Raw genomic sequence first — 14,301 nt, 5'->3', positions numbered from 1 at the left:
ATTACATCACGCTGACGGCTGCCTGGACATTCTGAACGGACCGACGGGTCTAAACCGACAGCGCAGTTCAAAGAAGGAGACTTTCATGATCCCAACTCCACGATCTGCCGCGATCTGCCTCGCTTCCGGCCTGGCCGCCTCCCTTTCTGCGGTGCCCGCTGCGGCCCAGATGGCCGATGACAACCTGAGCGAAATGATCGATGCGCGCGAGATCCCGGTAACCATCGACAATTTCGCGCGGGTTGCGAGTGACATCGAGTTTGACAAATACGTGGCACTCGCGGGCGGTATCAACCGCTTCTACCACTTCCGCGAACCGACGCCGGTCGACAACCAGCCCACGATCCGGATGAATCGCGACACGCTCTACAGCACCGCCATTGTCGATATTTCGGAAGGCGCGACGCTGACCCTGCCCGACGTCGGCGAGCGGTACATGGCGGCGATGATCGTCAACCAGGATCACTTCATAAACGACGTTTTCTACGGCGGCGGCACCTATACGCTCGACACCGACACGTTCGATACCGATTACGTGATCGTCTACATGCGCACTTTGGTTGATGCAGACGATCCAGAGGATGTGGCAGCGGTTAACGCCATCCAGGACCAGATGCAGATCGAGGCGGTCTCGTCCAACCCCTTCATCCTGCCGGACTACGATGAGGACGCCTATGAGAAATTGGTCGATCTGACCAACCAGCTTCTGCCATTTGCGACCAACAAGGTCACAGGCGTCTTCGGCAGAAAGGAGGACGTCGATCCTGTGCGCCATCTGATCGGGACGGGCATTGGCTGGGCCGGCCTGCCCGAAACCCATGCCTATTATCCCACCAATGTCCCAAACTTGCCTGTCGGGGAATACAAGATCGAGGTGCCCGCCGAGGTGCCAGTGGGCGCGTTCTGGTCGGTCAGCCTCTACAATGCCGACGGGTTCTTCGAGAAGAACGCGCATGACGGCTATGTGATCAATTCGATCATGGGCGACCGCAACGATGACGGCTCGATGACCGTGCATCTTGGTGGGTGCGACGATGGCCGCGTGAACTGCCTGCCGATCATGGAGGGCTGGAATTACGTCATCCGCCTCTACCAGCCCGGCGAGGAAATCCTCGACGGAAGCTGGACCTTCCCCGACGTCGAACCCGCCAATTGAGCTTTGAGGAGAAAAGCATGAAACATTTCACACTTTCTCTGGCGCTGGCCGCCTGCCTGACCTTGCCGGCTGGCGTGTCCGCGCAGTCCGGCGAGACGCTGGATCTGACCGAGGCTCAGATGGAGGAGCTGGTACGCCGCTCCTACCAGTATGTCGCCATGTTCAACGTTAACCAGAAGGGCGCCCTCGACCCGGACAACCCGCAGAACACGGGCGGCTACAACCGCGTCAAGCCCAACACCGAGCTTGCCGATCACACGTTGCGGGTCATCGCGCGCCCCAACAATGATACGCTCTACACTGTCGCGATGATCGATGTGACCGAGGAACCCGTGGTGCTTGAGATTCCGGCCTTCGACTCGACCTATGTCTCGCTGATGGTCACTGCCTACGACCACTACGTGAACATTCCGATGTCGACCACCAAGGGCGATTTCGACGAACCCGCCAACATCCTGTTTTTCAGCGAACGCACACCCGGTTATGCGGGCGAACCGGTCGAGGGCGTAGACATGATCGTGGAGACAACGGGCGACTTCGTCAGCGCCGTCTTCCGCATCATGCCACACGCCGCCGAGCCGGAGCGGCTGGAGCGCAACCTCGCCGCCATGCGCAGCGTCGATGTAGAGCCACTCTCGGAGTTCCTTGGACAGGGGGGCGACAAGGCACATGTCCGCTCGTGGGGTAGCCCGCGTGTCGTCGGCCGCAACCTCGATCTGCGCGCGGATACGGCCCGGTTTCCGCCCTATGGCTCAGATTTCGAGATTTTCGAGGATCGCTTCATCGAGGTCATGCAGTTCGTCGCGAACCACACGACATTCGACCCGAACGACGCCTTGGACGCGGGCCTTCTGGCGGTTCTGGAGCCGCTGGGTATCCAGCCAGGTAAGCCTTTTGATCCCGACACGGCCCCCGAGATCGACGGCGACGAATTGCGCGCGGTAGCGCAGCGGGTTGCCACTGAGGAACTGGCCAAGTTCGGGGATCAGGATTTTCTGGACAACAACCTCACCGGCCTGTTCCAGCCCAAGGGTCAAATTTCTCTTGAGCGTCAGGTCTTCCAGTCCGTGTCCGGTCCAATTGGGCAACCTGCCGACCAGGCTCTCTACCCCGCGATCCTCACCGAAGACGGCGTGCCCATGAACGCCATGCACGACTACGAGATCGTCATGACCGCCGAAGAGATGCCGCCGGTCAACGCCTTCTGGTCGGCCACGCTTTACGAGAACGAGACCGGCTTTTTCATTCCGAATGACCGGTTCAAGTATTCCGTCGGCGAGAACGCGGGCTTCAAGCTGGACGACGATGGCGGCATCCGCATTGTCATCGCCGCCGAGCAACCCGAAGGCGTGCCGGAGGAAAACTGGCTGCCGATCAACCTGGAAGACATGGATCTCGATATCATCATGCGCCTCTACGCGCCGGATCTTGAACGCTACGAAAGCTGGAGTGCGCCAATTGCTCGGAAGTTGAACTGAGAAGCGTGTGTCGGTCGGCGGACACTTCGGTGTTCTCCGACCAGACCCACTTGCAAATGGCTCGTAGCCCCCATCCATTTCTTGCAGACCGAGGTTATTCAGAGGAATCACCGTCGAGGTTACTGCCAGCATTTTTTGTACGTGAAGAAAATCGGGCCTTTGCCGCCCGCTCAGGCCAAGACCTATGCAATTGGCCGCCGCCACCGGCAGTAGGCATATCGGCGGTAGTCTCCACGAGGCATTTGTACGCGAGTTGAGCGCGCGGCCTGCTTAATTCGTGGATGATTGGGTAACACTATGCTGCGCAACTGTTCCAATGTCCGCTTCGGGGAAGCTGCACTGCCGCGTAGCTTTCATGCGTCAATGGCAGGTGCGGGCCGTGAGCGACGGCCGCTGCTGCTTGCCCGGCGCACGACCGGCTGCATCGCCGCATGACCACTTCGAGCCCATAAGCTACATTCAGGCATACTGCAGCATGGAAGGCTTTCTCGGTCATCGGAGCCAGAGCGCGTAATTATACCAGTGCGGGAAAAAACTGGCACCCTGCGCCAGGTCTGATCTTCGAAAGCACCCGCCCCTCTTGGCGAACTGTCCGGCCTCTCAGCTGCTCCTCGAGGTCACCACGTCTCGTTCCAAAAAATCGAGAACGATCATGCGCTCCTTTCGTTGGGGCCGAAAGCCGATCGAACCGCGTTATGTTTTCGAAGGTCTTCTCAGTCTCAAAGATCGATAGGATCAGGCCGTTCTTGACGCCGACAACGCAATCCACACGGCGAGAGTCCCGAACGTTTAGGTTCCAGTTCCCCAGCGTGGCCTGTGCCATCTCGTCTTCAACGCCATTTAAGAGTTTAGTAGCATCCTGCCGGTTCAAGCTTACAAAAAGCACATTCCTGCGGAGTAGGTCGATGTCGTCCCGTTCAATAGGCCTGTCGTAGATCTCCTTGACCTGACTTTCAGTCAACCAGAACCCTCGGTCCCCATGACCGGCGACCTTGTTGGTGTCTCCAAGCAGTGGGATCAATGCTGTTTCGAGGGAGTGAGCTTCTGGGTCCGTCAACCCATGACTCACGATGAGGACTTCGACGTCATTCCCCGAGCTACGAATTTCGCAAATATAAGTGTTTATGCTCGCGTTCATTGAGTTGCGCACCGTTCGTCTCAATCCGGGCATGGCTAAAACAACGATTTCCGTTTCCTTTTCCGATGTAGAAAATCCGGTCCTTGAGCGCCCCTTTTACGCGCGGGTCGGCGAGGGCATAGACATAAGCCGCAAGCTTTGCGGACACCATGGCGTTGAATGGCACGAGAAAAATGCTCCTTCAGCGGGTCAAATCCAGCATCGAATAACCATCGCTGCAGATCAAGTGAGCAGGCCTTGGAGGGCGTGCGCTCTCCGCACTGCAGGTCGCTAATGATGCGACTGAGAGCAGGTTTTGTGCAGATGTTGCGAACGACAGCTTCGTTTGAACTGCTGACCTCGGCCTGTCTAACCGTGCTGCACGGTGCCTTGAATGACCAGTTCGGGGAAGCCGCGCTGCGGCGTTGGCGAACCTGGTGAACGTCGGCTGTGGGCCGAGTCCGACGCTTGCCGGAGGTTGTCAGGCGCGCACTCGGCCCTGCTACTTTAAGTCGGCTCACAGCCGAATTGAGCCCATCCCCGGATTGAACCGCGCCGGGTTTGCCGGAGGCTCCAACTCCTGAGTAGGATGGATCATCAAGAGCAAGACGACGAACAAGTTTTCTCCCGAAGTGCGCGAGCGTGCAGTGCGCCTGGTTCTCGACAATGAGGGTCAGCATGGATCGCGCTGGCAGGCCGTCATGTCGATTTCCGCGAAGATCGGCTGTGCGCCCCAGACCCTGAACGAATGGGTCAAGAAGGCCGAGGTCGACAGCGGCCGACCCGCAGGCATCCCGACCGAGATGGCCGAGAAGATGAAGGCGCTTGAGCGGGAGAATCGCGAGTTGCGCCAGGCGAACGAGATCCTTCGGAAGGCGTCGGCGTATTTTGCGATGGCGGAGCTCGACCGCCGGTCGAAGTAATGGTGGGGTTCATTGACGCGCACCGGGATGCGCACGGGGTCGAGCCGATCTGCAGGGTTCTGCCGATCGCCCCGTCCACCTATTACGATCACCTGGCGCAGCTTCGAGGCCGTCGAATATGCCACCCTTGAATGGGTTGATTGGTTCAACAACCGCCGCCTGCTCGAGCCTATTGGGAACATCCCTCCGGCCGAAGCAGAGGCCAACTTCTACGCCGCTCTGGAAACTGAAGGCATGGCCGCTTGACTAATCAAAATCAGCCTCCGGCGAACTCGGCGCGGTTCATACCATCCGATGGGGGCACGCCAGTATTGTGTGGCGGGACTGAGACTGTGCTGGTTTTCAGCGAAACTCATTTTCGACGAGCCGGTTGAAGTCGAAGATGGAATTGAAGTCATACTCGGACTGACCTTCGTATTTGTCCTGCATGTACTCTTTCCATTCATCGTACTCTTCGGCGGAGATGCAGCGCTCCGCACGATCTTGTGGTCTTTCTGACGTCTTCCACGCGAAGTAACTGCCATCATTACGCTGCACGACGTACCCACATTCGTAGTATGGGCCCCACAGGTAGTTCAGATCGTACACGAGCTTTCCGGCCTTGGCCTCTTCCGGCGTTTCGTCGATATCGGACGCCATGGAAACGGCCTCATCGTAGCTGATCTTGCCGTCAAGCAGCCTGTCAACGATGGCAAGTCCCTCGGCTGTGGTCTTGTGCTCGTAGAGATCCATGGCGTCGCTGGCGCTCCACCCCATTTGGGTGAAATCGTATTCACCCTTATCGTCGCACTGATAGTACATCTCGGCATTCTCGAAGATGCATTCCAGTAGAAGTTTTGCGTTTGTCACGATAATTTCCTTTGTTTCTGAAGCAACATGCTTCAGTGCCGAAGAGATGGTTCCGAAGCGGCCGATCCAAAAAAGAAATCCGAGATTTTCTGGCTATGATCGTCGACAGCACTTGGAAGCCTGAGGTGTGCCATGAAAATGCCTTGGCCGAGACGATCAACGGCCTCTTCAAGGCGGAGGTCATTCACCGTCGCGGGCCGTGGCGCAACTTCGAGGCCGTCGAATACGCCACCCTCGAATGGGTCGACTGGTTCAACAACCGCCGCCTGCTCGAGCCGATCGAGAACATCCCGCCGGAGCAAGCAGAGGCAAGCTTCTACGCCGCTCTGGAAACTGAAGACATGGCCGCGTAACTAATCAATATCAGCCTCCGGCCACCCCGGCCCGGTTCAGAGCCCCCAAGCTGTCGTCTCGGGGGCGCGAACGTTCCCGACATGCGTGGTCCGATTAACAAGCGCTTACGAGACGCAATTGCCGAGCAAGCGTGCCGGTTGGCATGAGCAATCGGTTGTGATGTCGACATCCCTGAACGGGACCTCGTCGTTATCAATCACCCATAGGCAAGGTCGACTTACACCTCCGAAGGTGCGCCGCCGGACTGAATCTTTTGAAACTCCGCGCGGTACTTCGCCATCAGATTCGCGGAGTCAGACGCTTCGGCTTTTATACTCTCGATCTCACGATCGAGGCGCACCAGCAGAGGCAAATATAGTTCGCCGTCAGTCCGCGTGTTGACGATTTCCAGCATCTTCATGCGTGCATTTTCGAGTCGTTCGAGGAACATCGCATTCTCCATCCACTTTCGAGCCGCGGAGGAGGTTGGTTCGGCCTGGGTGCCTCGGAAAAAGTTTGTCGAAGAAAGTTACAAAGCGAAGAAAAGAATTGATTTTCTGGCGTACGGACGGCCAGCCCGAAATTCGCCAGGCCGGTTGTCATTGCTTACGAGGGATCAGACATGGACCGCTGCCGCGCGCACCTTTTGCTCCCGGGCGCGTCAGTCGCGGCTCAGGAGACTACCGGGAAGGCGCCTCTCTGTTGCCCTGCCTGTGAGTGAGCGCTGCTACTGTTGCCTGAAGCAGAGGAAAACAACCTCTGCCGGTTACAGCAGCGGCATTTGAAACTCGATCACCAGTTGGACAGGTACGTAGGCTGCCCCAGCCTGCTGCCAGATATCCTGCCAAGCAAGGCGATGCGGGAGGTTATCCACCGGTCGGAAATCGACCGCAACCAGCAGCTTCCTTGTTGTCGCGTGTCCCAGCTGTAAACGGCGGGCGGCATCCGCGACGGTGACTAAAATGACTTGTGAAAAAAACTTGGACCCAGCTCCCTTTAAGGAAATGGATCACGGGGCGACTACCCTGAATTTCCCAGCACATAATTTGTCTGGGATTTGGCGGCGAGGGGATGTCCACAGACATCCCCTCTCATCATCACCTGCCCCATCCAAGTCGTCAGCTGGCTTTCCGGCGAGCACTTCCTGAGCCTTCAGCCAGAGGCACCACGTTGCACGCATCCCCCGCCCGATCGCTCGAGTCCTCTTGTTTGCGATAGGCCCTGAGCAGCCGTTGGAGGCGTTTTTTGTTGCGCCAGCCCTCCTGTGTGCGGTCGCGTTCCCGAATAGCGTCATATTGCTTTGCGAGAAACTTGGCCTTTCGCTGCCGGACATCCTGTTGCGATCCAGCATCGCTGAAAACTTCATCGAAGAGCTTGGGAGAGGTTTCCACCCGATCAAGTGCGCTCAGGATTTGCGCGATGCGTTCCCGCGTCAGTTCCTTGCTTTGCTTCTTGCTCAAACGGCGCTGGACGTCTCGAACCGTCACTTCCGCAACCCCGTTGCTCAGCAGTGTCTCCCGGACCCGGGCAACCTTCTCGACATGGCTCCGTCCCTCGGAGCCATACTCGCGCATCATGATGAGCGTGCACTCGAGATGGTATTCCTGGATCGCGAGCATTGCGATGATCTGCTCCCGCTCACCGTCATTGAGCGCGCGCCGCCTCCCCTTCTCGAGAACATGTAGATTATGAAAAAGTTCTTGTTCCTTCTTCTGGTTCCGGGTGGTCTTGCGGGTCTTCGTTGGCATTTTGTGCACCTTGTCGGCTGATCAGTGCACGGGAGATGCCGTCACTCCCGAATGAGCTTGCATCGGTTTGATCTCCGGCCCACGGAAATCCTCGACCGTCGCCGACGACCGACAACCCCAATAAAACCTTGATATTTCAAAAGTATTTCTGAATCGACCAACCGACAGAGAACCGACAAACCGCCTGAGAATGACTGAAAGCAATCTATGGTCGTCTTGAAAATTGCCATGCGGAACAGCTGCATGAACCACTCTGGATTTTCCAGAGGTTCTAACAATTGAGAGGGATCAGTCCCCATCGGCAAAACCAAGAATTAAAGCGCTGCCCTCCAGTCCTGCTACGGGGGGACAGCGCAACTTTTAGCAAGGACACTCAGCAGCTTTCGAGCAATTCCGCCGCGATCCGCCGGGCGTCAAGAAGCCAACGGACCGTATTGATGCGGTCCGCCAGCGCCAAAGCGAGGTTGCGCAGCGCGATCAGCTCGGACCCTGCCTGAGAGTGCTCGTGCTCGATGCGCGGCGGCGCGATGCCGTAGTCGTCCTCGACGCAGACGGTCCGGCGTTCAGACGCAGCAGCCCTTGCCAGATCCTCTGCGAAGTCGCGTAGGATCTTGACGTCAACAGATCCGAAAATGGTCTGATGAACAATTTCCGTAGAGAGTTGCTTTGCGGCGCGCGCAACGGGCCCTGAAAAGCGGCTGCTCGCGAGCGCGGCTTCGATCCCAATTCTTAGCTTTTCAGCCTCGCTAAGCGAAGCTTCGATCCGTTCGATCAGTTTTTCGTCTGCCATGCAATTGCTCATGCGCGGCCAGCCTGACCATGAACACACCCGACGGCTTCGATCACCTCGGCCAGGGCCTCGGTCAGCACGCAGATCTCAGCGATGTAAGGCGCTTCGAGATCAAGCTGATCGAAGTACCAGCCCTCTTCGCGATCGAAGTCGTGAACGTGTTCGAGTGTGAGCAACTCATACAAAACCTGCGCCTCGGCCCGCATTTTCCGTGTGACGTGGGGTGTTCGTGACACCGCATCGATCAGGCGTTGCGTGCGCTTGAGCCACGCGGGACCGCCGAGTAGAAACGATGCGTTTTGCACAGCTTCGAAATGGTCTTGAACGAAGACGTGCAGCGGCGAGGGTGTGGAAGGAAAGTCAAACATCTTGTTACTTCTTCTTATGCCGCACGTAGGAGACGCGCGGTTACAAATACTTGCCTTCCGGGGGTTGTTTTTATTGCATAATTTTCGGGTTTTGCATCCTCCTTTTCTTGCGTGGTGTTGCCGTTGGTTTGTTGCGGCTCTCGCAAAGAAGAGCTGCTACAAAGAACGACAAACCGATACGTCCCTTTTGGCGCATTCCGGATTTTGGGACACAAGGATCTCGGCGACTGGTCGCCGAGATCTTCTTTTTTGGAAGCACTATCGTAGATTAGGTTGGGTCGCTATGCGGGTAAGGACGAAACCGCTCTGTCGACCTCGGGTTTTTGGAAATGCTGCGACGGGGATGAATCGCAGCTTCGGAGACGTTGCAGTGCCGCATCGACGGTCGCTTCGAACGGCCGGACTGGGCCGTGAACGACCGGCACCGTGATCAACCATGCGCCCCTGCCGCTGTGTTGTCGCACGCCGCTTTATCGCCGAACCGGCGTCGGCGATACATCATAACATGCAGTGCTTCCGCAAGTCGGCTTAAAGCCCCGAGGGATCGCTTCAGGACGTATCCATGATCACTCCGGTGTGTACCAGATCGGCGAGGTATATGCGCGATCCTGCACTGTCATTCTGGTCCCTTCCGGCATCTCGACGTTAAAATAAACCGCGTCGTAAGCGGTCCACCTGGGCGACGGAATTTGGAGTACGCGAACGTAATAGAAAGCCTGTAGTGCAGGATCAAAATCCGGATCCTGCCACCATCCTCCGAGGACGGCGCGTCCGATCGTGTTGGTGTATGTTGCATTCTGAACATCCACCGTGTTCCCAACATTGCCGTCACAGGCCGCATCAATGATCTCCCGGTCAGCGCAGACGACATCGTAGATGCGTTCTTGCATCTCACCGTTTTCACCGAGCCAGCCCTTGACGACCTGAATCCGGTCGAGGTTTGGTCCGTCGGGATCGCGCAGTGCCCGCACCATGAAGGTCGGCGCTGCCCCGTCCGGTCCTGACCGCAGATCACCCCCCATCGGGACGCCGCGGGCATAGCCCTGCGTTGCGAAATCGGGACGGCTTACCTCATCGGCTTCGAAGTCCCAACCGCCGAAAATACGAACGCGCATGCGAGTGCCTGTAGTCGCGAAGACCTCGCGGCGCTTCATCGCATCCCAGATCGCCTCTCGGGTATTCTCGGTCGCCCATACGGCCGCGAGTCCAGAAGCCCCAAGGTCCCGGTCGTAGATTGAAAAGCTGGGGTCAACGGCACTTTCGATGAATACACCTTCCGTGGCTCGGTGATCCGAGGGTTCAACGAAATGGATCTTACCAAACCAGTTTTCCTCGCGCGTCGAAGGAATAGCGTTGTGGCTGTCCGTCGAACCAATCATGCCGAACTTGAACGGGTTCTCACCAAGCCGCTGCGCCTCTGCGAGGCCCAACTTCAAAGCCTCGCGCGCGTACTCTGTAGGCAGCATGCCGGGCTCTTTCGGGACAGTGCCTGTGAGGTTCGAGGCATCCATGATCTCGAAATCAGCGAAGGCGTCGTCTGGCGACAACAGCGGGTGTGCCTCGCTCGTACCTTTGGGCTGGGTAACTTCCAGAAGAGGCTCGAAGCGTGCGCGCATCTGTGCGTAATCGACGTCGAACGCTTCTCCATCGAACGTCTCCAGCATGAACATCATGCCGTTGGAGAGGTTGCCATTGTGGGGGATTGCAAGCACGCGCCCTCCGGTCTCCTGTTCATAGTCGTTGAGATACGCCCAGAGATCCTCCGGATCGTCGGAGTCGAGCGCCGAGAACGGGATGATTTGTCGCGCTCGATCGGCCCCGTCACGGAATAGGACATTGCGATGCAGATTGTTGCTTCCAGGGCCGGAGGTCCACTCGTAGCCGATAAACGTAGTGAAAACACCTGGCTCGTAGTAGCGCTCGGCGTTCTCGATCACCTTATCCCAAACACGCGACTGCATCTCGACACTATCGATCGGGTCTACACCCTCGGCGTTGGCTGCACTCCACTCGTACGCTGCATCAATCCCGTTGCCACCCTCGAAATAGCTGAACCAACGACGTCCGACTTCTGTCTCCAAGACGAGCGGGTCGCCGCGGTTGAGATAATCGGCAATGCCGAGATTCTCCGCATGATCGGCCACCACAACGAAATCCAAAGGGCGGATCAATTGAACCGGTTGACCTGACTGGCTTTGGATCCGTTCGCCTCGTGCCACCCGATAGGCGGCGTCAGGTCCGAGCGTCGCACCCGCCAGTCCCGCATCCGCGGACCATGAGGTGTGCAAGTGCGTATCCCCAAAGTAGACGTTCTGCGGGTAGTGCTGGCTGACATAAGGCGAATAAGGCGTCTCCCGTTCTGCGTAATCGTCTTGGGACAATGTGAATTCTTGCGCAATTACGATAGCAGGGAGGAAAGCGGCGAATAGTGGCACTGTGGCCCCAAGGCGCATGAATATCTCCCTCTCGACCGGTTTTCATAAGTCTACGAAAACCTTTACCCAAAGTCACTCTTCCGATGTCTTCCGTATTGGCGAGGTGTAGGCGAACGCCTGCTGGCTGGTGTCGATATGTACGGGCCATTCGATACCGAAGAGCACACTGGCGTAAGTTGTCCGGCGCCGGGATTCAGGCTTGCTGCGGCGTTCAGCGCGTTTTGAAATCCTGTATTGTCCTAACCACGCTGAGGCAGTGACATTCTCGCCTTCTTGTTGCGACACCACTATGGCACATCAATGCCAGGGGGCGGTTACATCATCAGAGCCGCCGTAGTCGCAAGCCCAATAAAGTGGACGCTCAGGGAAACGTTGGGGGAGCATTACAAAGACAGCCGGAAATCCAGCATTCGGCGGTTCAAGTTTGGGGCTGAGTACCGCTCAGCGGCAATGTTTGGCTGCGGTGAGTGAGTATTTGTTGGCGGCACTTTAAGCGGACCTTGGGTCGAGCAATGCTCAGGTCGTCTTTATGCGGCGACGGATGACTAACCTGCCAAAACGCTGCAAAATGCATGAATGGCTGCTCTGACGGGCCGCACCGCAGCATAGTAGTGGGCTGCTGGAACTCGGCTCTGTGCAAGTCGAGACTGGCGGGTGCATGCCGCAGCTTCGAAGCAGTATCTCAGCCGCTTGGTCAATAAGGGCATGGACCGGACATTTCCCAACGATTGGCTGTGGGCATTCCGAGCCGTAGCACTGACAATCTCGGGAAGGGACGTGCAGCACTTCGCTCGACCTTGGACGCTACCTGGATCGTTCTTCGAACTTCTTCCACAGCGGCGTGCCGTGAAAGAGTCATGGCCGGTAGAGCACGCGTCTCGGATCCATGGGGCGCTGAGTGGTCCTGGTCGTCTTCCGTGTATCGGCACCGAGCCGCATGGCCGGCGTATCGAGTGCGGGCGTCTTCTTTCGCCTCTGCGGCACCTCGATGGTATCGTCGGAACCCGGCCGTTTGATTGTACGGCTCCCTCCCATTGCCGGGTTTGCGTCCTCCTTGGCCTCATGTGAAGCGTATGGTCTCGCCTCAAACCAATTGTAGTACACGCGATAGATGTTCAGGAACGCAAAGAGGACCGCGGGATTGAAAGACGCTCCATTGATGTAGCTGGGTCCATTTCTGGACGATCGGCCACCAGCTCGTTTGGTCGGATTGAGGCGTTCGCGCATGGCGTTCATGAACGCTGAGACCGGTTGGATCGTCGCCCTCAGATAGCGCCTCGAGAGGGCAGACAGGAGTTCCGGATCTTGCGGCAGCACGTCGAACGCCATGGGCTTCGCTGCAGCATCTTCTTTCCATTCCTTGAGCTTGGCTTGTTCGAATGCCAAGAGCACCTTCTCGAGCCAGAAAATCCGATTGTACACGCGGCTGACGCCGGCCTTCTTGCCCGTATCCGGATCGGCCAGTAGCCGACGCAGGCTGTTAATGCTGGCCCCGTTGACCAATGCCCGCAGCAGGCGAACGTTGTCGTGCTTGTTTTCCTGCTGCTGATGATCGAGCGAAACCGTGAATCGTGCTCCCGGCTGTCCCTTGCACGGTTGATGGATCAGCCGGAAAGCTGACGCCTTGGACTTGCGCCCATTCTTTCCCGGCGCCATCTTGCCGTGAGTGCCGTTGAAGATGAACTCGCTCGGGTTATCCAGGTAGCGTCGGCCACATGCTCCGCATGCAGGTCCTTCGAGGCTCCCATTCTGAGTGCGCAAACGATCAATCTCCGCACTCAGGTGTTGGTTTGATAGAATGCCAAACGATACGTCACAATCACGGTTGCCGGCGCGATGGCGACAAAGGAGTCGTTTCCCGTCTTCCCATTGATGTGGGTCGTCGGCGTATTCCAAAGCCGTCGAGACGACTTGGGCTTCAATGTCTCCCGTGATGGTATACCTTCCTCTACCGCTGGCCAGAGCGGGATCATGCAGGTAGGCTTTCTGCCGCCTGGCAGTGGCATTCCGACCGATGAACCCATGGTGAGTGTAGTCGGGCGCAACCCCGAAGTTCCCACAATCGGGGTCACCGCAGCAGTTCAGGTTGATTGAACCGACGATAGCCGGGTATAGTTGCTGTAGAGAGAGATTTGGCAAGGACTTGCCCACGATACAGCCCTTTCTGTTTCGTTTCGACAAGTTGCCCTCTGGTTCGGCTGATCTGATATTGGCCGATGGTTCAAAACCCAAAGCCATTTGCAGTATTATTTCTACGGGTGTTGCGCAGGTACTTTTCTCCCGTAGCGCACCGAAGTGACTAAGAATAATTCCCGTGGAAAATCAAACGCCTGCCAAGAGAAAACTCGGCAGGCGTTGCTTTCATGTCCCAAAACCCGGAATGCGCCACGTCCCTTTTCTATGTTTTTCTTTTTTTCCGGCGCGCTCGCTGGCTCCGCGCCATCCTGCTCGAACCTCCTCGGTCCCCGCGTTTTGAAGCTACAGGCGACCCTTCACCAAGGCTTGCACGGCCGGCGTCGGTGGCTTCGCGCAGCTTGTCAGCAGCTTGTATCTGCACGGCGCTGACTCGATAGGTCTCCGTCGTCGCCGGGGTTGCGTGGTTCAGGACCTCGGATGCCAGCGCGGCCCGTTCCGGAGCCTGCGAGACGATGAAACCTGCCACGATGTTTCGGATCACCTGCGGCGTGACACGTTTGCCGAACAGACGCATGCACTGATCCCCAACGGATTGGCTCAGATAGCCTGGTGCGACCGGCTTGCCGCGGCTGCCGACGAACAGTGCCGTTTCTTGCGCCGGCGCCACGACCGCGCGGTGATGCGCGACGTAGTCCCGCAGTTGGCGCCGCACATCGGGCATCAACACACGCTGGTCGCGCTTCTTGTCTTTTGTCTCACGCGCGGAAAGATACAGCGACGTCAGATCCGGATCGAAATTTTTCTTCAGATCGAGCGTTGCAAGCGACTCGAGCCTGATCGGCGAATTCACGAGCAGGCTGAGCGCCAACCCGGTGCGCGCGAGCTTGTTCGCGCGGATACGCGGTTTGTGAGCCGCCGCCGCCTCGTGTTGGCGCAACGCCACATCGGCGCAAGTCAGAGCCGCCGCG

General features: G+C 57.7%; 11 protein-coding genes, 3 pseudogenes and 1 other annotated feature. Of the genes and pseudogenes, 5 read left to right on the top strand and 9 right to left on the bottom strand.

The window, feature by feature from the left end; translation table 11 throughout:
* The first annotated feature begins 85 nt into the window (after positions 1 to 85).
* Both ACFORG_RS20435 and ACFORG_RS20430 read left to right on the top strand, forming a co-directional pair.
* Entirely contained in the window at positions 86 to 1,156 is a 1,071-nt protein-coding gene (locus tag ACFORG_RS20435; RefSeq protein ID WP_386737422.1) for a DUF1214 domain-containing protein, read from the top strand.
* Positions 1,157 to 1,173: 17 nt separating this feature from the next.
* Complete coding sequence (locus ACFORG_RS20430) at positions 1,174 to 2,634, top strand: DUF1214 domain-containing protein (protein WP_386737421.1); 1,461 nt, start codon at positions 1,174 to 1,176, stop codon at positions 2,632 to 2,634.
* Positions 2,635 to 3,731: 1,097 nt separating this feature from the next.
* Here the strand turns inward: ACFORG_RS20430 and ACFORG_RS20425 are convergent.
* Positions 3,732 to 3,938, bottom strand: a complete 207-nt coding sequence (locus ACFORG_RS20425) for a hypothetical protein (RefSeq protein ID WP_386737420.1) — start codon at positions 3,936 to 3,938, stop codon at positions 3,732 to 3,734.
* Positions 3,939 to 4,344: 406 nt separating this feature from the next.
* Between ACFORG_RS20425 and ACFORG_RS20420 the strand changes: the two are divergent.
* Both ACFORG_RS20420 and ACFORG_RS20415 read left to right on the top strand, forming a co-directional pair.
* Positions 4,345 to 4,775 (top strand): annotated as a pseudogene (locus ACFORG_RS20420) (transposase); the annotation flags it as partial.
* Positions 4,632 to 4,748, top strand: a sequence feature (AL1L pseudoknot). It overlaps the preceding pseudogene by 117 nt.
* Positions 4,768 to 4,917: pseudogene (locus ACFORG_RS20415) on the top strand (IS3 family transposase); the annotation flags it as partial. The pseudogenes ACFORG_RS20420 and ACFORG_RS20415, both read left to right, overlap by 8 nt.
* Positions 4,918 to 5,016: 99 nt before the next feature.
* On the opposite strand, the gene ACFORG_RS20410 reads toward ACFORG_RS20415, so the two are convergent.
* Positions 5,017 to 5,523 carry a hypothetical protein gene (locus ACFORG_RS20410; protein WP_386737419.1) on the bottom strand — a complete coding sequence of 169 codons (507 nt, stop codon included), beginning with the start codon at positions 5,521 to 5,523 and terminating at the stop codon, positions 5,017 to 5,019.
* Between the two features lie 131 nt (positions 5,524 to 5,654).
* Between ACFORG_RS20410 and ACFORG_RS20405 the strand changes: the two are divergent.
* A pseudogene (locus ACFORG_RS20405) lies at positions 5,655 to 5,876 on the top strand (integrase core domain-containing protein); the annotation flags it as partial.
* Positions 5,877 to 6,094: 218 nt separating this feature from the next.
* Here the strand turns inward: ACFORG_RS20405 and ACFORG_RS20400 are convergent.
* The 7 genes from ACFORG_RS20400 to ACFORG_RS20370 all read right to left on the bottom strand — a co-directional run.
* Complete coding sequence (locus tag ACFORG_RS20400) at positions 6,095 to 6,307, bottom strand: hypothetical protein (protein ID WP_386737418.1); 213 nt, start codon at positions 6,305 to 6,307, stop codon at positions 6,095 to 6,097.
* A 667-nt stretch (positions 6,308 to 6,974) separates the two neighbouring features.
* Positions 6,975 to 7,604: a hypothetical protein gene (locus tag ACFORG_RS20395; protein WP_386737417.1), complete on the bottom strand. Its 630-nt coding sequence runs from the start codon at positions 7,602 to 7,604 to the stop codon at positions 6,975 to 6,977.
* Between the two features lie 373 nt (positions 7,605 to 7,977).
* Complete coding sequence (locus tag ACFORG_RS20390) at positions 7,978 to 8,394, bottom strand: hypothetical protein (RefSeq protein WP_386737416.1); 417 nt, start codon at positions 8,392 to 8,394, stop codon at positions 7,978 to 7,980.
* An 8-nt stretch (positions 8,395 to 8,402) separates the two neighbouring features.
* Positions 8,403 to 8,762, bottom strand: coding sequence for a hypothetical protein (locus ACFORG_RS20385; RefSeq protein ID WP_386737415.1), 360 nt, complete (start codon positions 8,760 to 8,762; stop codon positions 8,403 to 8,405).
* 566 nt (positions 8,763 to 9,328) lie between these two features.
* Positions 9,329 to 11,215, bottom strand: a complete 1,887-nt coding sequence (locus ACFORG_RS20380) for a DUF3604 domain-containing protein (protein WP_386737414.1) — start codon at positions 11,213 to 11,215, stop codon at positions 9,329 to 9,331.
* 837 nt (positions 11,216 to 12,052) lie between these two features.
* Entirely contained in the window at positions 12,053 to 13,435 is a 1,383-nt protein-coding gene (locus ACFORG_RS20375; RefSeq protein ID WP_386737413.1) for a hypothetical protein, read from the bottom strand.
* A gap of 160 nt (positions 13,436 to 13,595) precedes the next feature.
* On the bottom strand, positions 13,596 to 14,301 hold a 706-nt coding region (locus tag ACFORG_RS20370), incomplete at its 5' end, for a hypothetical protein (RefSeq protein WP_386737412.1).

This window comes from Lutimaribacter marinistellae (genome assembly GCF_042648365.1).
GTDB lineage: Bacteria > Pseudomonadota > Alphaproteobacteria > Rhodobacterales > Rhodobacteraceae > Lutimaribacter_A > Lutimaribacter_A marinistellae.
The sequence above is the reverse complement of the archived record's forward strand: the minus strand, read 5'-3'. Positions and strand labels throughout refer to the sequence as shown.

Bases quoted from the DNA above. Each gene is read 5' to 3' on its own strand.
- ACFORG_RS20375 (WP_386737413.1), bottom strand. From the start codon at position 13,435: ATGGCTTTGGGTTTTGAACCATCGGCCAATATCAGATCAGCCGAACCA.
- ACFORG_RS20400 (WP_386737418.1), bottom strand. From the start codon at position 6,307: ATGTTCCTCGAACGACTCGAAAATGCACGCATGAAGATGCTGGAAATC.
- ACFORG_RS20380 (WP_386737414.1), bottom strand. From the start codon at position 11,215: ATGCGCCTTGGGGCCACAGTGCCACTATTCGCCGCTTTCCTCCCTGCT.
- ACFORG_RS20435 (WP_386737422.1), top strand. From the start codon at position 86: ATGATCCCAACTCCACGATCTGCCGCGATCTGCCTCGCTTCCGGCCTG.
- ACFORG_RS20430 (WP_386737421.1), top strand. From the start codon at position 1,174: ATGAAACATTTCACACTTTCTCTGGCGCTGGCCGCCTGCCTGACCTTG.
- ACFORG_RS20385 (WP_386737415.1), bottom strand. From the start codon at position 8,762: ATGTTTGACTTTCCTTCCACACCCTCGCCGCTGCACGTCTTCGTTCAA.
- ACFORG_RS20390 (WP_386737416.1), bottom strand. From the start codon at position 8,394: ATGGCAGACGAAAAACTGATCGAACGGATCGAAGCTTCGCTTAGCGAG.
- ACFORG_RS20395 (WP_386737417.1), bottom strand. From the start codon at position 7,604: ATGCCAACGAAGACCCGCAAGACCACCCGGAACCAGAAGAAGGAACAA.